Origin of the sequence: Microbacterium meiriae (assembly GCF_040686935.1) — a bacterium.
In the GTDB taxonomy this organism is placed as follows: Bacteria; Actinomycetota; Actinomycetes; order Actinomycetales; family Microbacteriaceae; genus Microbacterium; species Microbacterium meiriae.
On the sequence record NZ_JBFBMF010000004.1, the window covers coordinates 1 to 24,802 of the forward strand.

Below are 24,802 nucleotides of genomic sequence, written 5' to 3' on the forward strand. Positions count from 1 at the left end.
GCCTTCTGGCCCGTCGTGATCTACTCGGCCGTCATCGCCGTGGTCGGGGTGATCGCGACGCTCTCGGCATCGATCATCCCCGACGTCGAAGGGGCGGCGCGATGGGGCCGGTGACCGCGCGCGCTCTGACGGCACGCCTCGCAGTCCTGGACGACGAGCTGCTCGGGCCGATGCACCGGGCGGCCGCGGGCGCCGAGCGGTTGGTCGTCACCGTTCCCGGAATCCTCGGCGGGGTGCCGTGGGCCATGCTCCCCGGCATGCACGGCGTGCCGTTCACCCTCGCGACCTCGGTCTCGCGCTGGTTTCACGGCACGACGGCCGCCGCCTCGACCCCGAGCGTGGGCTTCGCGGCGGGACCACGGGTACCGCGGGCGGCGGAAGAGGTCCGGCGCGCGGCGGATTCATGGACGACGCGGGGGGCGACCCGCCTGCTGCAGGGCACCGAGGCGACCGTGACCGCCGCCACGGCACTGGCCGCTTCCGTCGATGTGCTCCACATCGCCGCGCACGGACGCCATGCGGTCGACAATCCTCTGTTCTCCGGCTTCGAGCTCGCCGACGGGGTGCTCTTCGGCTACGACGTCGACCTCATCCCCCGGGTGCCGCGGACCGTGATCCTCTCGGCGTGCGAGCTGGGGCGCTCCTCCGTGCGCTGGGGAGAGGAGGCCCTGGGCATGACGCGGGTCTGGCTGCACGCGGGCGCGGACTCGGTGATCGCGGCCCCGGTCACGGTGCCGGACGACGACGCCTGCGAGCTCCTCACCGCGGTCCACGACGGCCTCTCGACCGGCGCTTCTCCCGCCGACGCCCTGGCGAGCGCCGCGCTGACGACGGGGGTTTCCGCCCCATTCCAGTGTCACGGCAACGGATTCTGACTTTTTTGCCGGACCGAGGTATCAGAATCGCACCCACCCTCTCCTGTTCTTCGGAAGGTGTCGAGCGACAGGCCTCGAAGGGAGAGGCCCGAGGGAGGCGCCGTCGGTTCTGGGGAAACGCCGCTGGGGAGCGGGAAGACGAGACGGACACCATCTGCTCGGGAGCGTCGCGGTATGCAGCCGCGACGCTCCCGCAGGGCCTCGGCGATCTGGGGACGCCGAGGCCCTCGGGGTGTCCGCGGGCGGCCGGAGCGCCTCAGGCGAGGAGGACGCTGTACCCCGCGGCGCGCAGCGCATCGACCGCGGCGCCGTCGGCTCCTCGATCCGTGATGACGGTGGCGAAGAGCTCCGGCCCGCCGACCGTGGAGAACGCCTCGACCCCGAGCTTGCTGCCGTCGGTCACGACGACGGCGCGCCGCGCACGCTCCGCCATCATCCGGTTCACCGCCGCCTCGCGCTCGTCCTGCGTGGTCGCCCCGGCTGCCGCGTCCATCCCGTTCACACCGATGAAGGCGAGGTCCAGCCGCACCCCGCGGAGCAGCTGCTCGACGAACGGGCCCACGAGCTCGTACGTCCGCGAGTGGATGACACCGCCCGTGACGACCACCTTGATCTCCGGCCGGGTGGCGAGCTGAGCGGCGATGTTCACGGCGTTCGTGACCACCGTGATCCCGCCCTCCGCTGCCAGGTCCTCGCGGGCGGCGAGCGCGGCCGCGATGGCCGTGGTCGTCGTGCCGCCGGAGAGGCCGACCACCATACCGGGGGTGACGAGCGCCGCCGCGGTCTGTGCGATGCTCTCCTTCTCGTGCGTGCGGAGATGGCTCTTGTAGCGGAGGGGCAGTTCGTAGGCGACGGTCTGGGCAACGGCGCCGCCGTGCGTGCGGGTGAGCAGCCGCTGCTCGGCGAGGGAGTCGAGGTCGCGGCGGGTGGTGGCCGGAGAGGCTCCGAACCGCTCCACCAGCTCCTCCACCGTCACCTCCCCGTCCGCCGCGAGGAGGTCGAGGATCGCGTGCAGTCGGGCCGCGCGCTTCACCGGTCGTCGTTTCGCGTTGAGGTCGCAGCCGTGCCGGGAACCTCTGCGACCGGAGCGGGATTCTGCGACGGCAGCAGGGCGAACAGTCGCAGCATCCGGGCGGCTTCGTCCGCGAGGGCGGCGCGGGCGGGGGCGAGGTACTTGCGGGAGTCGACGAGACGCTCGTCGGCGGCGAGCACCTCACGGACCGCGCGCGTGAAGAAGCCGTTGAGGTGGGTGGAGACGTTGACCTTCGTCATCCCGGCGCGCACGGCGTCGGCGATCACGGCGTCGGCAACCCCGGAGGAGCCGTGCAGCACCAGAGGCACGTCGGTCCCGTCGGAGGCGGCACCGCGGAGGGCCGCACGCAGTCGGGCGATGAGGTCGAGGTCGAGGGAGGCGGTGCGGTCGGTCATGGCGTGCGACGACCCCACGGCCACGGCGAGGGCGTCCACGCCGGTGGCGGCCACGAACGCCTGCGCCTCGACCGGATCGGTGCGCACGCCGGGGGCATGGGCGCCGTCCTTCCCGCCCACCTCGCCGAGCTCGCCCTCCACGTAGACCCCTGCCGCACGCGCCCGGGCGGCGACCTCGGCGGTCACCGCCACGTTCTCGTCGTAGGGCAGCGCGCCGCCGTCGAACATGACCGAGCCGAAGCCGAGGGCCACCGCCTCGTCGACGAGCTCCGGTCGCTCCGCGTGGTCGAGGTGCACCGCCACCGGGGTCTCCGCGCGTCGTGCCGCGGCGAGCGTCGCGAGGGCGATCGGCTCCAGACCGCCGTGATAGTCGGCGCAGTTCTGCGAGATCTGCAGGATCACGGGGAGCTGTGCGAGTGCGGAGGCCCGCACGAGGCCCTCCGCGGTCTCCAGGTGGATGACGTTGAAGGCACCGATGCCGGTGCCGGCGGTGGCAGCTGCGGAGACGAGCTCCCGGGCGGAGACGAGGGTCACGAAGGGTCCTTCCGGAAGGAGGCGGGGTCGGGGCGGGACACGCGGAGCTGCTCCTCGAGCGCGCGCCAGCGGGGAGAGATGTCGCCGGCGAGCGGCATGAGCACGGCGGCCGCCGACCACGCGGTCGCGCGGCGGAGGATGACCTCGGGATCACGCTCGCCCTCCGCGGAGAGCACGGCGCAGGCCGCGACCGCGGCGTCTCCCGCACCGGTCGGGTTGCCGGAGAGCGGCTCGTCGAGTCGGGCGTGCAGGAGATCGGTCGCGGTCACCGCGAGCATGCCGTCGGCCCCGAGCGACAGGAGCACGAGCTCGGCGCCCCGGGCCAGCAGCGACCGGGCCCCCTCGACGGGGTCGTCGATGCCGGTGGCCTCGGCGAGCTCCGCGGCATTGGGCTTGAGCACGGTGGCTCCGGCGTCGGCGGCGCGCAGGAGGGCCGGGCCCGAGGTGTCCACGATCACCGGGACCCGGGCGTCGGCGCCCACCGCGACGAGCATCGGCACGAGCGATTCCGGCGCTCCCGGGGGGAGGCTCCCGGAGACGACGAGGACCCCGGCGCCGGGAAGCCGGTCGACGATCTCCGCGAGAAGCCCGCCCCACTCGGCATCGGTGGGGTTCACCCCTCGTTCGTTGACGATCGTGGTGTCGCCCGCGGCCTCGTCGACGAGGGCGATGCTGCGACGGGTGTCGGCCGCGACGGGCACGAGCACATGGGGCACGCCGCTGGCCGTGAGCTCCGCGGCGAACTCCGCGCCGACCGGACCGCCGGCCGTGGTCAGCGCGAGGACGGACGCCCCCTCGGCGTGCGCGACCCTGGCGACGTTGAGGCCCTTGCCGCCGGCGCGGGACGCCCCGGTGTCCGTGCGGTGCGTCCCGCCTGCGACGAGGCGATCGACCCGCCAGGTGAGGTCCAGGGCCGGGTTCGGGGTGACGGTGAGGATCATGCGAGCTCCCTGGCGCGGAGGGCGGCGCCGATCAGGCCCGCGTTGCCGGACAGCTCGGCGGGGACGAGCGCGGGGAGGCGGTGGAAGCTGAGGCGGGCGGCGAGACGGGACCGCAACTCGTCGAAGAGCGCGCCGCCCGCCCGCGACAGTCCGCCGCCGATCACCACGGCCTCGGGGGCGACCACGGCGGTCAGCTGCGCGAGCGACAGGGTGAGCGCGTCCAGCGCCGAGTCCCAGATGTCGGCGGCGACCCGGTCCCCGGCGGCCGCGCGGGCGATGACGTCCTTGGCACCGTCCGGGGTCGTCCCCGTGGCCTCCCGGTAGCGGCGCGCGATGGCGCCCGCCGAGGCCACGGCCTCCAGACAGCCACGGGCACCGCACGGGCACACCGGTCCGTCGGCGATCGGGGAGTGCCCGATCTCGCCGGCGTAGCCTCCGGCCGTGTAGGGGTGGCCGCCGACGAGCAGGGCCCCGGCGATGCCGGTGCCGATCACGAGGATCACCGCGTCGTCGTAGGCCCGCGCGCCGCCCAGCTCGTGCTCGGCCCAACTCGCGGCGCGCACGTCGTGGTCGAACGCGACGGGGAGGCCGAGACGCTCGGCGGCGAGCGCGCGCAGCGGTGCGTCCCGCCACCCCATGTTGCTCGCGAACACGCCGATCCCGGCGGCCGCGTCGACGATCCCCGGCACCACGAGCCCGGCGGCGCGCGGCGTCACGTCGGGATGCTCGTCGCGGAGCTGGGTGGCGAGCACCTGCAGCCGGTCGAGCAGCGCGGGGGTGCGGTCCCCGTCGGCCGTGGGGGTGGGCGTGCGGCGGAGGCCGAGCGCCCGCCCTTCCGCGTCGAACAGCGCCGACTTGATGTCCGTCCCTCCGACGTCGAAGGCGAGGACGGGCGACCCGGCGCCGAGCGTGCGTACCGCGGCGAGCTTCTCGCCGGCCTCGTCCCTCGCGACGTCGGGGATCGCCTCCGCCGCGTCGTTCGGGGTCATCGCTCGGCTCCGGGGATCGCTGACGTCATGCATCCAGGATGACGGATCGCGTGAGGTTGCGCGGCTGGTCGGGGTCGAGGCCGCGGGCCACGGCACGGTCGAGGGCTGTCCGGTGCAGGCGCACGAGGTCGGCGAGCGGGTCGATCGCGCGGTGCTCGAAACGGGCGCCCGTGGCGCGCACCTCGGCGGCCAGTCCTTCCGGTGCCTCTCCGAACTGCCACGTCACCCGGCCCGGGGCGGCGATGGCGATCGGACCGTGACGGTAGTCCATCGACGGGTACGCCTCGGTCCACGACTGCGACGACTCACGCAGCTTCAGGGCGGCCTCGTGGGCGAGGCCGATCGTCCAGCCCCGCCCGAGGAACGTGTACTGCTCGGCGTCGCGCAGCTCGGCGTCGTCGCCCTCCTCGGTGAGCACGGCCGTCGCGTCGGCGATGGCTCCGGAGAGGTCCTCGCCCAGCGACGCCCGGAAGAGGGCGAGCGCGGTCGTGGCGAAGCGCGTCTGGACCACCGACTGCTCGTCGGCGAACGGCAGCAGCACGGCGTCGTCGACGAGCGAGACGAGCGGGGAGTCGGGGTCGCCGATCACGCCGATCGTGCGGGTACGCCCCTTGATGCGGTCGACGAGCTCCAGCACCTCGGTCGTGGTGCCGGAGCGGGTGAGGGCGACGACGGCGTCGTAGCCGCGGTCGACGAAGGCCTCGGACGCCGCGAACGCGTCGGTCTCGCCGTGACCGGACGACTCGCGCAGCGCGGCGTAGGACTGCGCCATGAACCACGAGGTGCCGCAGCCGACGACCGCGACGCGCGCACCCCGGGCCGGCAGCAGGGCCTGCTCGGCGGTGAGTTCGGCGGCGGTGGCCCACATCTCCGGCTGGGAGCGGAGCTCTGCGCGCATGTGTGCGCCGGGCAGCGAAGCGGTCATGATGAGGCCTTTCAGACGAGATGTTGCGTACTTGTGATTGTTTCGGGCGTGATCCGATCATAGTATTTCGTCCCAAGAGAGCAACATCTTGATTTGTTTGTTTGCCTGACAAATAATCAGGACGAGTTCCCCCGAGCCCCCGCTCGGACGATCGCGACCACCACGGCGGCGCGATCATCACGCACCGTCGCGTGGAGTGTTCTGCGACTGTGCACCACCCCCCTCTCCGGAGAGCGGACCCCGCCCGCTGGAGCAGCACCCACAGTGAGGAATGCAATGCCCATGAACAAGTCACGGCGATACGGGGCCGCAGCGGTCGCGGCCGTCGCCACGCTGTCGCTCGCATCCTGCGGTTTCGGTGGATCGGGAGGAGACAGCGGCGGCGACGACGCCAGCACGCTCGACCTGCTCGTCCCCAGCTACTCCGACGCCACGAAGGGCCTCTGGGAAGACGTCATCGACGGTTTCAGGAAGGACAACCCCGACATCAAGGTCAACCTCGAGGTGCAGTCGTGGGACAACCTCGAGAAGGTCATCTCCACCAAGGTCCAGGCCGGGGAAGCGCCTGACATCTACAACGGCGGCCCCTTCGCAGGCTTCGTCGAGGACGAACTGCTCTACCCGGTCGAGGAGGTCGTGTCCGACGACGTCTACTCCGACTTCCAGGACTCCTTCCTCGCCAACGCCGAGGTCGACGGCACCGCCTACGCCCTCCCGATGATCGCCTCCGCGCGCGCCCTCTTCGTCAACAACGACCTCCTGTCCCAGGCAGGCGCCGAGGCGCCGACCGACTGGGACTCCCTGCTCGACGCGGCGACCAAGGTGTCCGCCCTCGGCGGCGGCGTCGCGGGCTACGGCATGCCCCTCGGCTCGGAGGAGGCGCAGGCCGAGGCCGCCGTCTGGCTCTGGGGCGGCGGTGGATCCTTCGGCGACGCGTCGGAGATCACCATCGACACCCCGGAGAACCTCGTCGGCGCCGAGCAGATCAAGAAGATGATCGACGCCGGGGCGACCCAGGCCGACCCCGGCTCCACGCAGCGCTCCCCGCTGATGGACATCTTCATCCAGGGCAAGATCGGCATGCAGGTCGGCCTGCCGCCGACGGTCGGCCAGATCGCCGAGAACAACCCGGAGCTCGACTACTCCATCGTCCCGATCCCGACGAAGGACGGCTCGCCGTTCACCCTCGGCGTCATGGACCAGCTGATGGCGTTCGAGAACGACGGCGACAAGCAGGAGGCGATCACGAAGTTCCTCGACTACTTCTACTCGCCCGAGGTCTACGTGCCGTGGGTCCAGGCGGAGGGCTTCCTCCCCGTCACGAAGTCCGGCGCCGAGGAGCTGTCCGGCGAGGAGGCCCTCAAGCCGTTCCTCGACGTGCTGCCCGACGCCCAGTTCTATCCGTCCACGAACCCGAAGTGGTCGGCCGCGGACGGCGCGTTCAAGTCGCTGTTCGGACAGATCCAGGACCAGCCGGCGGCCGACGTGCTGAAGCAGATCCAGGACCAGGTGGACGCGGGCTGACCCGCGGAACGGAGAGGTTCGGGAATCCCCCATGAGCCAGACGACAGAATCCTCGAACCTCGCGGGGGCGGCCACCGGCCGCCCCCGCACCCCGGACGCCGGGAGGGCCGTGCGCGGTCGCCCCGGCGGGCGGGACCTCCTCCAGGCGCTGCCCTGGATCGCCCCCGCACTGGTGCTCATCATCGGCGTGGTGCTGTTCCCCGCCGGCGTCATGTTCTTCAACTCCACGCGGGACATCTCGCTCTCGGGTCTGGACAAGGGCTCGGTCGGCTTCGACAACTTCGTGACCGTCTTCACGTTCCCGGAGTTCTGGCCGATCTTCGTCCGCACGATCGTCTGGGTCGTGTCGGTGGTGCTCTTCACGGTCGTCATCTCGCTCGGCCTCGCACAGATCCTCAACAAGGCGTTCCCGGGTCGCCAGCTCGTGCGGATGGCGGTCATCGTGCCGTGGGCCGCGTCGGTGGTGATGACCACGATGGTCTTCTACTACAGCCTCGAACCGTACTTCGGGGTGTTCAACAAGTTCCTCTACGACATCGGGCTCTCCGACGACGCGGTGGGCTACGGCTGGACGAAGAACCCGACGACGGCGTTCGCCTGGTCCATCGTCATCGCGGTGTTCGTGTCGCTGCCCTTCACGACCTACACGATCCTCGCGGGGCTCCAGGCGGTCCCCGCCGACGCGATCGAGGCCGCGAAGATGGACGGCGCCGGCGCCGCCAGGACCTACTGGTCGATCGTCCTGCCGCAGCTGCGCAGCGCGCTCGCCGTGGCGATCCTCATCAACATCATCAACGTCTTCAACTCGCTGCCGATCCTCAAGGTGATGACCGGGTCCATCCCGGGCTACGGCGCCGACACGATCATGACCCTGATCTTCAAGTACATCGAGCTGCAGAAGAAGGTCGACGTCGCGAGCGCGCTGTCGGTCGTCGCCTTCCTCATCGTGATCGCGATCGTCGCGGCCTACGTCAAGATCGTCAAGCCCATGAAGGAGGTCTGATCATGACCGTGACCGAGACCGCCCTCGTGACCACCGCCGACTCCCGCGGACGACGCACCCCGCCGATCCCCGGCCGTCGGCGCCGCTACACCGCCGACCAGGTGACTCTGCCCCGGGTGATCCTGCGCACCGCCGCCGGATTCCTCGTCCTCGCGATCTTCGTGCTGCCGTACCTCATCATGTTCTTCGGTTCGGTGAAGACGAAGGCGCAGATCCGCTCGGTCGACCCGACCTACCTCCCGGTGGAGTGGCACTGGGAGAACTACCTCACGATGTGGTCGACTCCCGAGACGCCGCTGCCGTACAACCTCGTCTCGACCATCGTCATCTCCGTGTTCGCGACGCTCCTGGTGCTGCTCGTGTCGCTCCCCGCGGCCTACTACACGGCCCGCTTCCGGTTCCCCGGCCGCATGGTGTTCCTGTTCCTCGTGATCGTGACGCAGATGCTGCAGCCGGCCGTGCTCACCTCGGGCCTGTTCCGGCAGTTCACCGTCCTCGGCCTCGGCGACACCTGGACCGCCATGATCTTCATCAACGCGGCCTTCAACCTCTCGTTCGCCGTGTGGATCATGCACTCGTTCTTCGCCGGCATCCCCAAGGAGGTCGACGAGGCGGCGCAGATCGACGGAGCCGGACGCCTGACGGTCCTGTTCCGGATCAACCTCCCGCTCGTCTGGCCGGGCATCGTCACCGCGATCGTGTTCACGTTCGTCGCCTGCTGGAACGAGTTCGCCGCCTCGCTGGTGATCCTGTCGACGGACAAGAACCAGCCGCTGTCGGTCGCGCTCACGAAGTTCGTCGGTCAGTACGAGACGAGCTGGCAGTACGTGTTCGGCGTCTCGATCGTCGCGATCCTCCCCGTCATCATCCTGTTCATGCTCATCGAGAAGCGTCTCGTCGGCGGCCTCACCGCCGGCAGCGTGAAGTAGACCACCCGGCTTCCGGTCCACCCCCGGGTTCCCGTCCGGCACACCTGCACGACCGCGGCGCGCGTGCAGGGGCTCCGGACGGATCCGGTCGTGCGAACGTACCCGGGTCGTGCAGCCGGAACATCCGCCGGCAGAGGTCAGGGGGGGTTCAGGGGCGGGGGCCGCCGGCGCGGAGCTGCTCCGGGCTCCATCGCACGCCGAGGACCGCGGTGAGGGCGGCCTGCGCGGCCCCGGCGGAAGGAGCGACGCGGGGATCGGCATACCGGATCGGCACGTCGGCGGTGCCGCGGGCGGGATAGCCGCTCTCGGCGCGGACACGCTCCAGGAACCGGGGACCGAGCTCCGTCGCGGGACCGCCGATGACGACCTCGATGGGATCGAGCAGCGCCCCGATGAGCTTGATGGCACGGGCCAGGGCCCGCGCGCCGTCGTCGATCAGCGTCTGATCCGCACGGGAGACGAGGGTGCGGACGGCCGGCACGTCCAGCGCGTCCGAGAACTCCTCCCCCAGCATCGGTCCCATCGCGGCCGCCGATTCCAGACAGCCGCGGCGTCCGCAGCGGCACGGACGCGCGGCCTCGCCGAACACCACCTGCACATGCCCGATCTCCCCCGCACGGTCGCGGGGCCCCGGCGCGAGCTCCCCGTCGAGGGTGACCGCGGCGCCGATGCCCCCGCCGCTGTGGATGAACAGCCGGTAGCCCGAAGGAGCGGCGTCGAGACCGGCCTCCGCGATGGCCTCGGCGTCGACGTCGTTGACGAGGAGGACAGGGACGCCGGTGATGCTCTCGAAGCGGTCCGCGAGCGGGACCTCGTGCCACTCCAGCTGCACGCTCTCCAGCACGGTGCGGCCGTCCGTCGTCCCCGGGATCTGCACGCCGACCGCGAGCAGCCGCGCCCCGTAGGTGGCCATCACCTCCGCGACGGTCTCGTCCAGCACGCGGTCCCGGGTCTGCGTCGTGTAGGAGATGCTGCGGCGGGCGACCTCGGAGCCGTCGAGAGCGACCAGGGCCAGGTAGGCACTGGTCGGCTGCACGACGAGCACGAGGATCAGATGGTGCTCCGCATCGATGCTGAGCGTCGTGGCGCGCTTGCCCCCGGTGCTCACCGCCTGCTCGCCCTCCGCGATGAGCCGGTTGTCGATGAGCTCCGCGACGAGGGACGACGCGGTCGCCGCCGTCAGACCGGTCGCCCGCGCGATGCCTGCGCGCGTCTGCGAGCCGGGAGCCTGGAAGACGAGCTGGAGCGCCCGTCGCAGGTTCGCGCGCCGAACCGCCGCCTGGGTGTCCAGCGCGTCGTCGTGGGTGAACATCTGCGAGTTCCTTCTCGGGGCCGAGGTCCGTCGATTGACAGCGCGCGTACTGCTCCGTACGCTCGGTCCGTTAGTTTATTCATTGAACTTAGTCGGCCCGAGCGTCGATCGGGAGGAGCATCGTGCGCTACCCCCAGATCCTAGAGCGCCCCGCCGATCGGGCACGAGCCGCGCAGGCGTCGTCCAACGGCCACGCCCGCGGCATCCGGGAACGCAACCGCGCCCTCGTCCTGCGCACCCTCATGGAGCAGTCGGCTCTCAGCCGCGCCGATCTGTCCCGGCTCACCGGCCTCGCCCGCCCCACCGTGTCGGAGGTCGTGCGCGATCTGCTCGTCGACGGCGTGATCCGGGAGAGCGGACCCAGTCAGGAGTCCCGGCCGGGAAAGCCCGCCGTGATGCTCGAGTTCGACCAGCGCGCCGTGCAGGTCATCGCGCTCGACCTCTCCGTGCCCGGTGAGGTCATCGGGGCGCTGGCCTCGCCCGACGGCCGCCTCTCGCACCGCCTCCACCGGCCGCGCACCCCGGACGCCGCGGAAGCGGTCGACGGGCTCGTCGCGGAGCTGCGGAGCCTCGCCGACGGTCCCGCGCTCGGCATCGGCATCGGTGTGCCCACCGGCTCCTCCGCGCTGCTCGGTCTAGGGCCACGACTCGCGGAGATCCTCGACGCCCCCGTGCACCTCTTCGACGACGCCGATCTCGTGGCCGATGCCGAGCAGCGGTTCGGCTCCGTCGGCACCGACTTCCTCCTCGTCCGCCTCGGCACCCGCATCGGCACCGCGATCCGCGTCGTCGGCGACGACGGCGCTCCGGTCGAACGATCCATCGGTGCCCGCGAGCTCGCGCACGTCGGTGCCGGCGGCGACCCCGGCGAGGCCTGCCTGTGCGGCCGCGAGGGCTGCGTCCACGCGTGGGCCGCGGCTCCCGCCATCGCCCGGCGCCTGGACGCCTCGGGAGCGGACCGCCCGCAGGTGCTCGCCGCCGCGGGTGCGCGGCTCGGCACGTCGCTCTCGGTCATCGCCGCCGCCGTCGACCTGCCGACGATCGTGCTGAGCGGTCCCGACGAGATCGTCGGAGCCGCACTGGTCGACGCGACGGCCACCGCGGTCCGAGCCGCCTCGCACCCCTCTCTCGGGCCCGCCGTGGTGCCGAGCGCGGTCGACGACGCCGTCCTGCTGGGCGCGGCGACCCGCGTGGTGGCCGCCGAGTTCAGCCCGCGCTGACCCTCTCCCCAGGGCGTGGTCAGAACCTGGTGGCAAGCAGCGATAGCGCAATCGTCGCGCACAGCACTGCGCCGGAGCTCGCGATCGCTGCCAGGAGCTTTCGTTTCACGCCGTGAGTCACGACCGCTAGGACAGCACTAGTGACGCTTAGTGCGATTCCGATGGGGAGGGCGAGAACCGCTGAGATCAACGTGAGGATTCCGCCGGCGGCGATCGCAAGGAAGATGACCCCTTCTCGCCTGCTCCGGTCGATGGTCGCTTCATGAGACATGAACGGTCCCCCTTCTAGTAGATGGAGCAGACTACGCTTTGCGACTTGCTGCCGCCCCCGCCACCGTTCAGACGGAGGCAGGGTTGCATCGTCTGAATGTCCCAGCCGCCCGTACCAAAGATCATTTTCCGCTGCGCCCAGATGCGCGCTTGTCCGCTCACAACTCCGGCCCCCTTGCCGATCTGCCCAGCATCACGCCACCCGATCGTTCCGATCGTTGTCCACGACCGCGAGAACGAGGCCGACGTTGCCGTCTTGCCGTTCCCGCACCACTTTCCCTCGGTGTACATGTCCCAGAGCGCAATGTTCACGGAGGAGTAGGCCGTTCTTCGGACGTAACCCCCGAAGCAGCCGCTAGCTCTAGCGACGGCCGCGCTGGCGCTTTCCAGTGACCCGTACCTCGACTGCACGGAACCTGCGTCGATGGCAGCCGCGGCTTCATATGTTCGCCTTGCTTCGGAGGTCGAACATATATTCATACCGATCGGGAAATATGGCAGCATCCTCGTCGCGGGTCAGGGGCATGGTGCTTGAGGACGGTGGCCATCCGTTCCGTCCGTGAGCATCCGCTCCCTCCCGCCCGGAAGGGATGGGAGACTCGATCCCGGGGGCGGCGACCCGTCGCCTCGATCCGTCCTGGGAGAGGAATCCGCATGAAGGCACTCGTGATCGGCGCGACCGGCAGCATCGGCGGGGTCGTCGCCGCCACCCTCGACGTCCGCGGACACGAGGTCGTGCGCGCCTCCCGCTCCGGCGAGCAGAGCGTGGACGTGACCGATCCCGCCTCCATCCGCAGCCTCTTCGAGCGGGTCGGCCCGGTCGACGCCGTCGTGGTCGCGGTCGGCTCGGTGCCCTTCAAGCCGCTTCTCGACCTCGACCGCGACGACTACCTGGCAGGCTTCACGGGGAAGACCCTCGCGCAGCTCGACGTCGTGCGGGAAGCCCTCACCCACGTCACCGACGGCGGATCCCTCACCCTCACCAGCGGCGTGCTCGCGCGAGAGCCGATCGCGACCGGAGCGGCGGCGGCGATGGCCAACGGCGCCCTGGAGTCGTTCGTGATCACGGCGGCAGCCGAGGCGCCGCGGGGCATCCGCATCAACGCGGTCTCGCCCGACGTGCTGGCGAACTCCCCCGGGTACTTCTCGACCTTCCCCGGGCACCGCCCGGTCACCGACGACGAGGTCGGTCAGGCGTACGTGCGCGCGGTCGAGGGCATCGTCACGGGGCGGGTGCTCACCGTCTGATGGCGCTCTCCCTCACTCCCGTCCCCACCCTGACCACCGAGCGGCTGGAGCTCGTCCCCCTCGGACCGACTCATCTCGACGGCACCTGGGCGGCTCTGCAGGAGCCGGAGGTGCTCCGGTTGACCGGCACCCACGCGCGCTTCACGCGCGAGGGCGTGGAGACCTGGCTCCGGTCGCTCGCCGACCGGGAGGACCGGGCGGATTGGGCGATCCTCCGTCGCGACGACGGCGCGCACATCGGCGAGGTGGTCCTCAGCGACCTGGACGAGGAGAACCTCTCCGCAGGGTTCCGCATCGCGCTCGCGGGTCCGCGGTGGTTCGGCGCCGGATACGGGACGGAGGCCACGCGCGCGGTGCTCCGTCACGCCTTCGACACGGTGGGGCTGCATCGTGTGGAGCTCGAGGTGTACGCGTTCAACCCGCGGGCACAGCGCGCCTACGAGAAGGCCGGGTTCGTCGTCGAAGGCCGGCGCCGGGAGGCGCTGCGCTGGGACGGCGAATGGGTCGACGCGATCGTCATGGGCATGCTCGCGGACGGGTGACTGCCGCCGAACGGCGGTGAGCGCAAGGGGGAGGCGGAGCACAGGTCCGTGTCGGAGGATGAGGGTATGACCGACGCGCCGCTGTCCTCCCGTCCCTGGCTCCGCTCCTATGCCGAGGGCGTGCCGGCCGACATCGAGGAACCGACGCAGACGCTGCCGGAGATGCTGGCCGCCGGCATCCGGCAGTACGCGCGACGGCCCGCCCTCGAGTTCTTCGGCGCCGTCACGAGCTACCGGGACCTCGGTGAGCAGATCGACCGCGCCGCGGAAGGACTCCGCCACCTCGGGGTCACGAAGGGCGACCGGGTGGCGCTGGTGCTGCCGAACTGCCCGCAGCATGTCGTCGCCTTCTACGCGGTCCTGCGTCTCGGCGCGATCGTCGTCGAGCACAACCCGCTCTACACGGCGCGAGAGCTGCGCCACCAGTTCGAGGACCACGGGGCCCGGGTCGCGATCGTGTGGGACAAGGTCGCCGACACCGTGGCGGGATTCCCGGACGATCTCCGGGTCGACCACATCGTGAGCGTCGACCTCACGGCGGCGATGCCCCTGTCGAAGCGCCTCCTGCTGCGACTCCCGGTCCCGAAGGCCCGGACGTCCCGGGCGAAGCTGACCGGCACGCCGCGCGCGCGGCACCTGACGCCGTGGAAGAAGCTCGTGTCCCACCGGCGGCTTCCCCGACGGACGCCCGCGCCGTCGCTCGGCGACACCGCCGTCCTGCAGTACACGAGCGGCACGACAGGGATTCCCAAGGGGGCCATCCTCACCCATGCGAACCTGCGGGCCAACGCGATGCAGGGGCGGGCCTGGGTGCCCGGGCTCCGCGACGGCGAGGAGACCTTCTACGCCGTGCTTCCGCTCTTCCACGCGTACGGCCTCACCCTGTGCCTCACGTTCGCCCTGAGCATCGGGGCCAAGGTCGTGCTGTTCCCGACGTTCGACCTGGGCCTCGTGACCGACGCCGCCCGCACGAGCCCGCCGACCTTCCTCCCCGCCGTCCCGCCGATCTACGATCAGCTGGCGCGGGCGGCGGGACGCGGCACCGTCGACCTCTCGAGCGTCCGGTTCGCGATCTCCGGGGCCATGAGCCTCCCCGTCGAGACCGTGCGGCGCTGGGAGGAGGCGACCGGAGGGCTGCTCGTCGAAGGCTACGGGATGACCGAGGCCTCCCCCGTCGCGCTCGGCAACCCGATGGGTCCGACCCGGCGGCCCGGCACGGTGGGAGTGCCGTTCCCGAGCACCGAGATCCGCGTCGTCGATCCCGACGACCCCGACGCCGACGTGCCCACGGGCGAGCCCGGCGAGCTGCTGCTGCGCGGACCGCAGGTTTTCCAGGGCTACTGGGGTCGGCCGGGGGAGACAGCCGAGGCCCTGTTGCCGGACGGCTGGCTCCGTACCGGCGACATCGCGGAGGTCTCACCGGACGGATTCGTCACCATCGTCGACCGCCGGAAGGAGCTCATCATCACCGGCGGCTTCAACGTCGCGCCCAGCGAGGTGGAGAACGCGCTCGAAGCCCACCCGGACGTCGTGGCGGCGGCCGTCGTCGGGCTGCCCCGGTCGAGCGGCGGCGAAGAGGTCGCGGCGGCCGTGGTGCTCCGTGAGGGCGCCGCCAAGGACATGGAGGGGCTCCGCGACTTCTGCCGTACGCGGCTGACCGCCTACAAGGTGCCGCGGCGCATCACCGCCGTCGACGACCTCCCGCGGTCGCTCATCGGCAAGGTGCTGCGGCGCGAGGTGCGCGATCGGCTGCTCGCGGCGCGCGGGGCCTGACGAGCGGAGTCAGCGTCCCTCGGCGGCCTCGGTGTGGTGCCGGATGACCTCGGCGACGACGAAGTTGAACCACTTCTCCGCGAACTCCGGGTCGAGGTGGGCGTCTTCGGCGAGCGCCCGGAGCCGGGCGACCTGCTGCTCCTCGCGGTTCGGGTCGGACGGCGGCATCGCGTGCTCGGCCTTCAGGTGTCCCACCTGCTGTGTGGCGCGGAACCGCTCCGCGAGCAGGAAGATCAGGGCCGCGTCGATGTTGTCGATGCTCGCACGCAGCCGGAGCAGTTCGGCCTTCGGATCCTCAGCGGCAGTCATGCCCCTACTCTAGAGCCGCAGATCACCCTGCCCCCGACGAGGGGCACCGCTATCGTGTGCTCATGAGCAACGACCAGTCGCCGGCCTCCGCTCCGCAGGACGACCAGGGCAGCCGCGCCCCGGAACCCGCCCCCGTCGATGCCGCGCTCGTCGGCGCCGCGGGGGAGGCGCCGGGAAACTCGCCAGTGACCGGGCCGCCCCGGCCCGTGGTGATCGAGCCGACCACGCCGAGCCGCTCGTTCTGGACGCGGATCGATCGGCCGTTCGTCTTCGGGTTCCTCGTGACGCTCGGCGGCCTCGGGGCGATCGTGATCGGCAGCGCGCTCTACAACCTCTCCACCGTGCTCATCTATATCGCGCTCGCGCTGTTCGCCGCGCTCGGCCTCGACCCGGCCGTCCGCTTCCTGGAGCGCCGCGGGCTGTCCCGCGCGCTCTCCGTCGTGGTGACGATCCTCGCCCTCATCGTCGTCGTCGCCCTCATCCTCTGGATGATCGTTCCCATCGTCGTCGAGCAGATCGCGGGCTTCGTGAAGTCGGTCCCCGGCATGATCCAGGACTTCACGAAGTCCGACATCTACGCCACCCTCAACGACCAGTTCGGCGACCAGTTCCAGGACCTCGTATCGGAGGTGGAGAAGTTCCTGTCGGACTTCGGCAACCTCGCGACGATCGGCGGAGGCGCGCTGCAGGTCGGTGCGTCCATCGCGAGCGGCATCTCGGGCGCGATCGTGGTGCTCGTACTGACCCTGTACTTCGTCGCGACGCTCCCGGCCATGCGCCAGGGGCTGCTGCGCCTCGTCCCGGCCCGCGACCGCGGCCGCGCGGACGACATCTCCCAGCAGATCACCGACTCCGTGGGTGGTTACGTGATGGGGATGGTGGTCCTCGCCTTCTGCAACGCGACCCTCGCCCTCATCCTCTACACGGTCCTCGGTCTGCCGTTCCCGCCGCTCATGGCCGCCATCGCCTTCTGCGTCACGCTCATCCCGCTGGTCGGCTCGGTGCTGTTCTGGATGATCGGCACCATCCTCGCGCTGTTCACGAACCCGATCGCCGCCCTGATCTTCGCCGCGATCTACCTCGTCTACATGCAGATCGAGGCGTATGTGCTCACGCCGCGGGTCATGAACAAGGCCGTCGCGGTGCCGGGCTCGCTCGTCGTCATCGGCGCTCTCGCCGGCGGCACGCTCCTCGGACTGCTCGGCGCTCTGGTGGCGGTGCCCGTCACCGCCTCGATCCTCATCATCGTCAAGCAGGTGGTCGTGCCGAAGCAGGACTCTCGCACCTGACACCGGCGGGCGAGAACGACGAAGCGCCCGGACCCTGAGGGCCGGGCGCTTCGCGGGAAGACGACTCAGATGAGGTCGTTGTCCGTGAGCCACTGCTTCGCGATGTCCTCCGCCGACTTCTGGTCGACCGTGCTCTGCACGTTGAGGGCGACGAGCTCCTCGGCGGTCAGCTTGGCGCTGATGCCGTTGATGACGTCGGCGATCTCGTCGGCCACGTCGCTGGACGCGATCGGCACGACGTTGGAGGCCAGGATGATGTTCTCCGGGTCCTCCAGCGCCACGATGTCCTCGGTCTGAAATGCGGGGTCGGCGGAGTAGATGTCCGCCACCTGGATCTCGCCGGCGAGCAGCGACTCCAGCGTCGTGGGACCGGTGGCCGAGAACGCCAGGTCGACGCCGTAGACCTCCTTGGCCGCAGCCGGACCGTACGGGCGCTGCTCGAACTCGGGTGCCGCACCGATCGTGACCGGGGTGGTCACGTCCGCGAGGTCGGCGATCGAGGTGAGGTCGTTCTCCTCGGCGAAGCTCTTGAGCACCGTGTAGGTGTCCTGGTCGGACGCCTCGGCGTAGTCGAGCGCGGTGAGACCGTCCGGGAGCGCGTCCTTCAGCGCGGCGTAGACGTCGTCCGGGCTCGTGGCGGTCGCATCCTTGTCCAGGTACTCGAGCAGGTTGCCCGTGTACTCCGGGAACAGGTCGATCGCCCCGGACTCGACGTCCGGCATGTAGGCGTCGCGCTGGCCGATGCTGAACTGACGGTCGACGTCGAAGTCGGCGGCCTCGAGCGCCTGCGCGTAGATCTCGGCGATGATCTCGTTCGAGTAGTAGGCCTGCGAGCCGATGACGATGGTGTCGCTGCCCCCACCGTCGCCGGAGTCGTCGGTGGGCGCGTCCAGGGGGTTGCTGTTGGCGCAGCCGGAGAGGGCGAGGGCGGCGGCGAGCGCGACGCCGCCGGCAAGGGCGAGGCGGGACTTTCGTGCGGTGAACATGGACTTCCTCTTCTCTGGGGGACGATGCTGTGGGTCAGGCGGGTGCGGCCGCGGGGGCGGTCGCCCGAGCGCGGCGGCGTTGCGGACGGGTGCGCACACCGCGGGGCACCGCGGCGTGCTGGGCGAGCGCGAGCAGGAGGTCGACGAGGAGCGCGAGCACCGCGACGAGGATCGCGCCGCCGAGCACCTGGTCGAAACGGCGGAGCGGGATGCCCTGGATGATCGGCCAGCCGAGGCCGCCGAGGTTCACGTAGGCCGCGATCGTCACCGTGGCGATGACCTGCAGCAGCGCCGAACGGAGGCCGCCGACGAGCAGCGGCATGCCGAGCGGCACCTCGACCTTCCAGAACACCTGCCAGCCGGTCATCCCCATCGCCCGTGCCGCATCGATGGTTCGGCGATCGACTGCCTCCAGGCCTGTGTAGGCGCCGGCCAGCAGGGACGGGATCGCCAGGACGACGAAGGTGATGATCGCCGCCAGCGGCGTGCGCAGCACGCCCAGCAGAAGCACCAGGAGGACCATGAGTCCGAAGGACGGGATGGCGCGGGCCGCTCCGGAGACGGCGACCGCGATCTCCCGCCCCTTCCCGGTGTGCCCGATGAGCCAGCCGAGCGGTACGGCGATCACCGCGGCGATCAGCACGGAGACCACCGTGTAGAAGACATGCTGGCCGAACAGGACGGGGAGGGAGTACGTCCCGACCCAGCGGTCGGGAGAGAACAGCCAGGCGAAGGCCTCGGTGAACACGTTCATGCGGCCGTCCTCAACGTGATCGTCCGACGCGCGGCGGCGGGGGTGGCCGCCGCCCGCGTCCACGGCATGAGGGCACGCCCGAGGAGCACGAGTAGGAGGTCGATGACCAGAGCGATGACGACGACGGCGACGATGCCGGTGAAGACCTCGGCGAGGATGCGGCGCTGGAGGCCGTTCGTGAACAGGTAGCCGAGGTTCGTGACGCCGACGAGGATGCCGACCGTCGCGAGCGAGATGGTGCTCACCGCCGCCACGCGGAGGCCCGCGAGGATGACCGGCCCGGCGAGCGGGAAGTCGACCGTCCAGAAGCGGCGGAACCCGCCGTAGCCCATCGCGACCGCGGACTGCCGGATCGCGGGGTCGACCGAGTCCAGGCCGTCGGACACCGCGCGGACGAGGATCGCGATCGCGTAGATCGTCAGGCCGATGACGAGGTTGGCCGGGCTGCGCGCCGGGTAGCCCGCCACAGACGGCAGCAGGATCAGGAGGGCGAGGGAGGGGATCGTGTAGAGCAGCCCTGTCAGGACGATGACCGGACCCTTCACGAGTTGATAGCGCCAGGCCACCCACCCCAGTGGGAGCGCCAGCACGAAACCGAGCACGATCGCGATCGCGCTCTGCTGCAGGTGCACCGCGGTGAGCTCGAGGATCAGCCCGAGGTTGTCGCCGACCCAGTTCACGGGGCCGCCTTCATCGCATCTGCTCCGTCGACCACGCCCTCCGGCGCATCGACGATCGCTCCCTGCGTGCGGCCCTCGGAGTCGACGACCACGGTCCCGCGCGGGGTCTGCTTGAGATGCAGCGCGCGGCGGCCGCGGTCGGCTCCGATGAACGAGGAGACGAAGTCGTCGGCCGGGTTCTCGATGATCTCGCTCGGGCTGCCGACCTGCACGATCCGGGCGCCCTTGTCGAGGATGACGACCTGGTCGCCGAGGAGGAACGCCTCGTCGATGTCGTGCGTGACGAACACGACCGTCTTGTCGAGCTCGTGCTGCAGCCGCAGGGTCTCCTGCTGGAGGTCGGCGCGGACGATGGGGTCGACCGCTCCGAACGGCTCGTCCATGAGGAGAATGTTCGGATCGGCGGCGAGCCCGCGGGCCACCCCGACGCGCTGCTGCTGACCGCCTGACAACTGGCTCGGGTACCGCTCGGCGAGCGCCTGGTCGAGGCCGACGGTCGTGAGCAGCTCGCGAGCACGCTCATGCGCCTGTGTGCGCTTCACCCCGTTCAACCGCAGCACGGTGGCCACGTTGTCGATGACGGTGAAGTGCGGCATGAGCCCGGAGTTCTGCATCACATAGCCGATGCGCCGGCGCAGGGCGACCGGGTCGCCCGAGAGCACGCTCTCCCCGTCGATCTCGACCTCCCCCGACGTCGGCTCGACCATGCGGTTGATCATCCGCAGCAGGGTGGTCTTCCCGCAGCCGGAGGATCCGACGAACACGGTGGTCTTGCGGGAGGGCAGCACGAGGCTGAAGTCGTCCACGGCGAGCGTCCCGTCGGGGAAGCGCTTCGTGACGTTGCGGAACTCGATCATGAGGATGTCTCTCCGACGGTCGTTCGGACGTGCGGTCGTGCGTCGTGCGGGACTAGGCCGAGACCTCGACGCCAGGGGCGAAGGCGACGTAGCCGGAGAAGTCCTTGCCGACCCGGTCGAACGCCGACGGGTACGGATGCGGGTACGACCACGCGAGATCCTTGTGCAGCTCTCCGTCGACCTGGACGGAGTAGTACTGGCACTCGCCCTTCCACGGACACGTGTACGGGGTGGGGCTCTCGACGAGGGCGTCCGGCGCGACGGATGCCGGCGGGAAGTACCAGTTCCCCTCGATGCGGATGAGGTCGTCCTGGTCGGCCTCGGCGATGACGTTTCCTGCGAGTACAGCCTTCATGGTCCTGCCTCCTCGGATGTGGGTTCGAGCGTATAAGACGGGTGCGACATCCGGCACCGGGTTGCGCGCGGGGTCGTCAATCTGGGACATACTGCGCGTTCTGTTCGTCACGCGTCCGGAATCGGATTGCCCGGATCAGGCCGTGTCGCGGCCGTAGCCCTCCAGCAGCCGCAGCCAGATCTCGCTGATCGTGGGGTAGGAGGGCACCGCGTGCCAGAGTCGGGCGATCGGGACCTCCCCGACGATCGCGATGGTCGCGGCGTGGACGAGCTCGGCGACCTCCGGGCCGACGAAGGTCGCCCCGATCACGACGTCGCGGTCGGTGTCGACGACCAGGCGCGCCTGCCCGGCGAAGCCGTCCTCGTACAGGCTCGCGCCCGCCACCCAGCCGAGGTCGTAGTCGACGGCCCGGACGGCGGTGCCGGCCTCGCGCGCCGCCGCCTCGGTGAGTCCGACCGATCCGACCTCCGGGATCGAGAAGGTGACCTGGGGCACCGCGGCATGATCGGCCGTGGCGGCGTGACGCCCCCAGGGGGCGTCGTCGACGGCGTCGCCCTTCGCGCGGGCGGCGATGACGTCGCCCGCCGCGCGCGCTTGGTACTTGCCCTGGTGGGTCAGCAGCACGCGGCCGTTGACGTCGCCCACGGCGTAGAGCCAGTCGTGTCCGGGGACGCGGAGGGTGTCGTCGGTCTCGATCCAGCGGCCCGGCTCGAGACCGACCACGTCGAGGCCGATGTCGGCGCTGCGCGGGGAGCGTCCGGTCGCCACGAGCACCTCGGCGGCGGCCACGGTCTCCCCGCCGTCGAGCGTGATCGTCACCCGGTCGCCGTCGCGGTGCACCGCGGTCGTGCCGGTGTCGGTGCGGACGTCGACGCCGAGCTCACGCAGGCCGTCGGCCACCCGCTCCCCGGCGAAGGGCTCCATCCCGCCCAGCAGCCCGCTGCGCGCGAGGAGCGTCACCGACGAGCCGAGCGCGGCGTACGCGGTGGCCATCTCGACCGCGACCACGCCACCGCCGATCACCGCGAGGCTCTCGGGCAGCTCCTCGACACTGGTCGCCTCGCGACTCGTCCACGGCGAAGCCTCCCGCAGACCCTCGATCGGCGGGATGACCACGTCCGAGCCGGTGCTGATGGCGACCGCGTGACGGGCGCGCAGCACGCGGGTGCCGCCGTCCTGGTCGGTCACGGTCACCTCGCGCTCCCCGGTCAGCCGGCCGTGGCCTCGGGCGAGGTCGATGTGGGCGGACTCGAGCCACTTCACCTGTCCGTCGTCGGACCAGTTGCTCGTGAAGGAGTCGCGGCGCTCGAACACGGCGCGCACATCGAGGGCCCCGGTCACGGCCTGCGCGGCGCCCGCGACGTGCTGCGCGGCACGGAGCGCCTGGGCCGAGCGGAGCAGCGCCTTCGACGGCATGCACGCCCAGTAGGAGCACTCCCCGCCGACGAGCTCGCTCTCCACGATGATCGCGGTGAGACCGCCCTGCACGGCACGGTCCGCCACGTTCTCCCCGACCGGACCACCGCCCAGCACGATGAGGTCGTATTCGTCGGTCTTGTCGGCAGCAGTCATGCTCGCCCCTCTCGTGGCCGCGGCGGCCCGTGGCCCAGTCTCGCTCATGAGGAACGTCGAGTCACGGGTGAGTTGTTCCCGTCGGCCGATATGCCCGTCTTCCCCGGGGGGTTCCCGTCCCGGGATGCACGACGTTCCTTCCGACGACGTTCCGGGTGCACGACCCGAGTGCGGCTGCACGGCTCGGACGGGACCGATCCGCCGGCAGACGTGACCTGGTCGTGCATCCGGACCAGGTCACGGACTCGTCTCGGCGGGGTACGGGTCCGGGTCCGGGTCAGCGAGCCGGGTCCGAGGTTCCGAATGCACGACGTGGGGACGGTCGCACGATCCGGACGGGGCGATCCGCCGGCAGACGTGCCACGGTCGTGCATACGGAACGGGACCGCGGGACCGACGGAACCGGACGGAGTCGACGGGACGGACGGAGTCGACGGGACCGGAAAGGACGGTCCGAGAGTCAGGCGACGACGGAGGGGACGCGGCGGGTGTCGGCGAAGGCCCGGGGATAGGCGCGACGGAGGGCCACGACGATGAGGGTGGCCCCGGTCACCTTGATGAGGTCGCCGGGAAGGAAGACCAGGGTCGAGAGGGCCGTGAGGTCGAGCGGGACGCCGGTGACGAGGGCCTGCACGGGGATGCCGAAGGCGTAGACGACGAGGACGCCGCCGACGAATGCCGCGATCGCGGCGCGCCACCAGGTCGGGCGGCCGGTGCGCATCAGGAGTCCGATGACGACGACACCGGCGACCCACCCGAGCAGATATCCCGCCGTGGGGCCGACGAAGACCCCGAGTCCGCCGCGCCCGCCCGCGAGCACCGGGAGGCCGATCGCCGCGAGCACGAGGACGAGTGCGACCGACCACGGCGCGACACGCGGTCCGAGGACGAGACCCGCCAGCATGACGGCGAGTGTCTGTCCGGTGATGGGCACCCCGCCGGGCAGCGGGACGACGACCGTGCCGAGCACGATGATGAGCGCGGCGAAGACGGCGACGCGGCCGAAGGTCGCCGAGGTGTCGCGGGTCGTGGGGGTCATCGGTCCATCCTTCCTGAACGGTGTTCACCTGAACACCGTTCATCAGGCTAGAGGGCGGGCCACGCGGGGCGCAAATCACCCCGCGGCGGCCGGGTCGACACCCCTCGTCCGCGGAGCGAGGACGGCCGCTCCCGCCCCGACCACGGCGGCGAGGGCGAACACCCCGGCGAACGGATCCACCCCTGCCGCAGCCCCGAGGGCGACGAAGAGCGAGCCCGCGACGGCGAGGGCGAGCGCACAGTGCGAGCACGACGAGGACCACAACCCCGAGGAAGACCCAGTGCCAGCTCCACACCAAGAATGGTTGAGGTCAAGCCCGGGGTACGCGGAGCCCCGCACAGGCTCAGCGGAGCGGGAGGATGCTCGTCGGTGCGGGAGCCTGCGCCTCGTGCCGAACTCCGAGCGGGGCTCCCGTGCGGTCATCGAGGTCGAGCAGCGTCACGGTGTCGGAACGTTGCCCGGCGACGAGGAGCTTGCCCTGGTAGACGAGGTGATGCCGCGGCCAGTCGACACCGGAATCGGCGAGCGCGACCGGCTCCAGAGCCTCGCCGCTGCCACGCACCCGCAGCGCCGCGATGGTGTTGCTGCCGCGCAGAGCGGTGTAGAGGAACTGACCGTCCTTGGTGCGGGCGAGCTCGGCGGGGAAGTCCACGCCGACCTGTGCGATGGGGCTCGCCGGAGCCGAGGAGACGACGCTCCAGGTGCCGTCGGCGGCCGCTGCGAGCGTGAAGACCTCGCACGAGTACTCCGTGACGATGTGCAGGTGGCCACTCGGATGCATGACCATGTGCCGCGGGCCGGTGCCGCGCGGGAGCACGACCTCATGATCGAGGGCGAGCCCACCACCCTGCAGGCGCCAGAACCGGACGAGATCGAACCCGAGATCGGTCGTCACCACGCGGCCGTCCGGGAGGAAGGCGGCGGCGTGCGCGTGGGATGCGCGGTCCGCGGCGCCGTACGGATCGACCGCGGCGATACCATCACCGGCGGGAGTGACGGGAGCCGCATCCGGGTCGCCGTCGCCGAACAGGGCGGCACGCAGGGCCGCGGCTGCATCCTCCTTCGCCGGGACAAGCTGGCCATCGGCGGCGAGCCCGAAGCGGACGACCCGCCCGTCGCCGTAACAGCTGGCGACGAGCGTCTGGCCGTTCGGCGACACCGCGAGATGGCAGACGCCGTCCCCCGTCGGCACCGGATCGCCCAGCGGGGACAGCGCCATCTCGCCCGTGCGCACGAACGCCTGCACGGCTGCATCGCCCTCCAGCGCCGCGTACACGACGTCGAGGGACGGATGCGCCGCCAACCACGACGGCGACGGCGTCTGCGTCACGGGTCCGCGGTAGGCGAGCGTCGTGGCCTCACGGCCCTCGTCACCGGCCAGCACGCCGATCCCCTCGGCGGAGCCTTCCATCGCCGGGCCGTAGCCCCCGAGCCAGAACCGTGTCATG

25 protein-coding genes are annotated in these 24,802 nt (G+C 71.0%); 9 read left to right on the plus strand and 16 right to left on the minus strand.

Going from position 1 to position 24,802, the window contains the following annotated elements:
- Positions 1–101: 101 nt before the first annotated feature.
- The gene (locus tag AB0P08_RS13230) at positions 102–875 is read left to right on the plus strand and encodes a CHAT domain-containing protein (RefSeq protein WP_363590155.1); all 774 of its coding nucleotides are present in this window, start codon (positions 102–104) and stop codon (positions 873–875) included.
- A 256-nt stretch (positions 876–1,131) separates the two neighbouring features.
- Here the strand turns inward: AB0P08_RS13230 and AB0P08_RS13235 are convergent, their stop codons facing one another.
- From AB0P08_RS13235 to AB0P08_RS13255, 5 genes are read right to left on the minus strand one after another with little or no spacing between them, the layout of a single operon-like run.
- Positions 1,132–1,908, minus strand: a complete 777-nt coding sequence (locus tag AB0P08_RS13235) for a DeoR/GlpR family DNA-binding transcription regulator (protein WP_259951723.1) — start codon at positions 1,906–1,908, stop codon at positions 1,132–1,134.
- The gene (locus tag AB0P08_RS13240) at positions 1,905–2,837 is read right to left on the minus strand and encodes a class II fructose-bisphosphate aldolase (RefSeq protein WP_363590156.1); all 933 of its coding nucleotides are present in this window, start codon (positions 2,835–2,837) and stop codon (positions 1,905–1,907) included. Before AB0P08_RS13240 ends, AB0P08_RS13235 begins: the two co-directional genes overlap by 4 nt.
- The gene (locus AB0P08_RS13245) at positions 2,834–3,778 is read right to left on the minus strand and encodes a 1-phosphofructokinase family hexose kinase (protein ID WP_268777545.1); all 945 of its coding nucleotides are present in this window, start codon (positions 3,776–3,778) and stop codon (positions 2,834–2,836) included. The genes AB0P08_RS13240 and AB0P08_RS13245 overlap by 4 nt, the downstream gene beginning before the upstream one ends.
- Positions 3,775–4,767: an ROK family protein gene (locus AB0P08_RS13250; protein WP_363590157.1), complete on the minus strand. Its 993-nt coding sequence runs from the start codon at positions 4,765–4,767 to the stop codon at positions 3,775–3,777. The genes AB0P08_RS13245 and AB0P08_RS13250 overlap by 4 nt, the downstream gene beginning before the upstream one ends.
- Before the next feature lie 25 nt (positions 4,768–4,792).
- Positions 4,793–5,692 (minus strand): SIS domain-containing protein, encoded by a 900-nt coding sequence (locus AB0P08_RS13255; RefSeq protein WP_363590158.1) that lies wholly within the window; start codon positions 5,690–5,692, stop codon positions 4,793–4,795.
- Between the two features lie 276 nt (positions 5,693–5,968).
- Here AB0P08_RS13255 and AB0P08_RS13260 point away from each other — a divergent pair, with 276 nt between their 5' ends.
- Genes AB0P08_RS13260 through AB0P08_RS13270 form a run of 3 tightly spaced genes read left to right on the plus strand, consistent with a single transcriptional unit; the run spans position 5,969 to position 9,148 of the window.
- On the plus strand, positions 5,969–7,216 hold the full coding sequence (locus AB0P08_RS13260) for an extracellular solute-binding protein (protein WP_363590159.1): 1,248 nt from the start codon (positions 5,969–5,971) through the stop codon (positions 7,214–7,216).
- Between the two features lie 31 nt (positions 7,217–7,247).
- Positions 7,248–8,219: a carbohydrate ABC transporter permease gene (locus AB0P08_RS13265; RefSeq protein ID WP_363590160.1), complete on the plus strand. Its 972-nt coding sequence runs from the start codon at positions 7,248–7,250 to the stop codon at positions 8,217–8,219.
- 2 nt (positions 8,220–8,221) lie between these two features.
- Complete coding sequence (locus AB0P08_RS13270; protein WP_025104200.1) at positions 8,222–9,148, plus strand: carbohydrate ABC transporter permease; 927 nt, start codon at positions 8,222–8,224, stop codon at positions 9,146–9,148.
- 148 nt (positions 9,149–9,296) lie between these two features.
- On the opposite strand, the gene AB0P08_RS13275 is transcribed toward AB0P08_RS13270, so the two are convergent.
- Complete coding sequence (locus AB0P08_RS13275; RefSeq protein WP_363590161.1) at positions 9,297–10,460, minus strand: ROK family protein; 1,164 nt, start codon at positions 10,458–10,460, stop codon at positions 9,297–9,299.
- A gap of 122 nt (positions 10,461–10,582) precedes the next feature.
- Between AB0P08_RS13275 and AB0P08_RS13280 the strand changes: the two genes are divergently transcribed.
- The 4 genes from AB0P08_RS13280 to AB0P08_RS13295 all read left to right on the plus strand — a co-directional run bounded on the left by AB0P08_RS13280 (position 10,583) and on the right by AB0P08_RS13295 (position 15,513).
- Positions 10,583–11,680 (plus strand): ROK family transcriptional regulator, encoded by a 1,098-nt coding sequence (locus tag AB0P08_RS13280; protein ID WP_363590162.1) that lies wholly within the window; start codon positions 10,583–10,585, stop codon positions 11,678–11,680.
- 924 nt (positions 11,681–12,604) lie between these two features.
- The gene (locus AB0P08_RS13285; RefSeq protein WP_363590163.1) at positions 12,605–13,198 is read left to right on the plus strand and encodes a short chain dehydrogenase; all 594 of its coding nucleotides are present in this window, start codon (positions 12,605–12,607) and stop codon (positions 13,196–13,198) included.
- Positions 13,198–13,740, plus strand: coding sequence for a GNAT family N-acetyltransferase (locus AB0P08_RS13290; RefSeq protein ID WP_363590164.1), 543 nt, complete (start codon positions 13,198–13,200; stop codon positions 13,738–13,740). The genes AB0P08_RS13285 and AB0P08_RS13290 overlap by 1 nt, the downstream gene beginning before the upstream one ends.
- A 66-nt stretch (positions 13,741–13,806) precedes the next feature.
- Positions 13,807–15,513: a long-chain-fatty-acid--CoA ligase gene (locus tag AB0P08_RS13295; protein WP_363590165.1), complete on the plus strand. Its 1,707-nt coding sequence runs from the start codon at positions 13,807–13,809 to the stop codon at positions 15,511–15,513.
- Positions 15,514–15,522: 9 nt separating this feature from the next.
- On the opposite strand, the gene AB0P08_RS13300 is transcribed toward AB0P08_RS13295, so the two are convergent.
- A complete protein-coding gene (locus AB0P08_RS13300; RefSeq protein ID WP_025104206.1) occupies positions 15,523–15,822 on the minus strand; it encodes a chorismate mutase in 300 nt (99 codons plus the stop codon).
- Between the two features lie 62 nt (positions 15,823–15,884).
- Here AB0P08_RS13300 and AB0P08_RS13305 point away from each other — a divergent pair, with 62 nt between their 5' ends.
- Positions 15,885–17,111 (plus strand): AI-2E family transporter, encoded by a 1,227-nt coding sequence (locus AB0P08_RS13305; protein ID WP_363590166.1) that lies wholly within the window; start codon positions 15,885–15,887, stop codon positions 17,109–17,111.
- A 65-nt stretch (positions 17,112–17,176) separates the two neighbouring features.
- Here the strand turns inward: AB0P08_RS13305 and AB0P08_RS13310 are convergent, their stop codons facing one another.
- The 9 genes from AB0P08_RS13310 to AB0P08_RS13350 form a co-directional block, all read right to left on the minus strand.
- Positions 17,177–18,097 (minus strand): ABC transporter substrate-binding protein, encoded by a 921-nt coding sequence (locus AB0P08_RS13310; RefSeq protein ID WP_268777556.1) that lies wholly within the window; start codon positions 18,095–18,097, stop codon positions 17,177–17,179.
- A 34-nt stretch (positions 18,098–18,131) separates the two neighbouring features.
- Entirely contained in the window at positions 18,132–18,851 is a 720-nt protein-coding gene (locus tag AB0P08_RS13315; RefSeq protein WP_025104209.1) for an ABC transporter permease, read from the minus strand.
- A complete protein-coding gene (locus AB0P08_RS13320) occupies positions 18,848–19,531 on the minus strand; it encodes an ABC transporter permease (protein WP_025104210.1) in 684 nt (227 codons plus the stop codon). The genes AB0P08_RS13315 and AB0P08_RS13320 overlap by 4 nt, the downstream gene beginning before the upstream one ends.
- On the minus strand, positions 19,528–20,388 hold the full coding sequence (locus AB0P08_RS13325; RefSeq protein WP_259954095.1) for an ABC transporter ATP-binding protein: 861 nt from the start codon (positions 20,386–20,388) through the stop codon (positions 19,528–19,530). Before AB0P08_RS13325 ends, AB0P08_RS13320 begins: the two co-directional genes overlap by 4 nt.
- Positions 20,389–20,440: 52 nt before the next feature.
- Complete coding sequence (locus AB0P08_RS13330; RefSeq protein WP_060922325.1) at positions 20,441–20,743, minus strand: DUF427 domain-containing protein; 303 nt, start codon at positions 20,741–20,743, stop codon at positions 20,441–20,443.
- 135 nt (positions 20,744–20,878) lie between these two features.
- Positions 20,879–22,315 carry a dihydrolipoyl dehydrogenase family protein gene (locus AB0P08_RS13335; RefSeq protein ID WP_363590167.1) on the minus strand — a complete coding sequence of 479 codons (1,437 nt, stop codon included), beginning with the start codon at positions 22,313–22,315 and terminating at the stop codon, positions 20,879–20,881.
- 460 nt (positions 22,316–22,775) lie between these two features.
- On the minus strand, positions 22,776–23,354 hold the full coding sequence (locus AB0P08_RS13340) for a biotin transporter BioY (RefSeq protein WP_363590168.1): 579 nt from the start codon (positions 23,352–23,354) through the stop codon (positions 22,776–22,778).
- Positions 23,355–23,429: 75 nt separating this feature from the next.
- On the minus strand, positions 23,430–23,618 hold the full coding sequence (locus AB0P08_RS13345) for a hypothetical protein (RefSeq protein ID WP_363590169.1): 189 nt from the start codon (positions 23,616–23,618) through the stop codon (positions 23,430–23,432).
- Positions 23,619–23,697: 79 nt separating this feature from the next.
- Positions 23,698–24,801 (minus strand): lactonase family protein, encoded by a 1,104-nt coding sequence (locus AB0P08_RS13350; protein WP_363590170.1) that lies wholly within the window; start codon positions 24,799–24,801, stop codon positions 23,698–23,700.
- Position 24,802 lies beyond the last annotated feature (1 nt).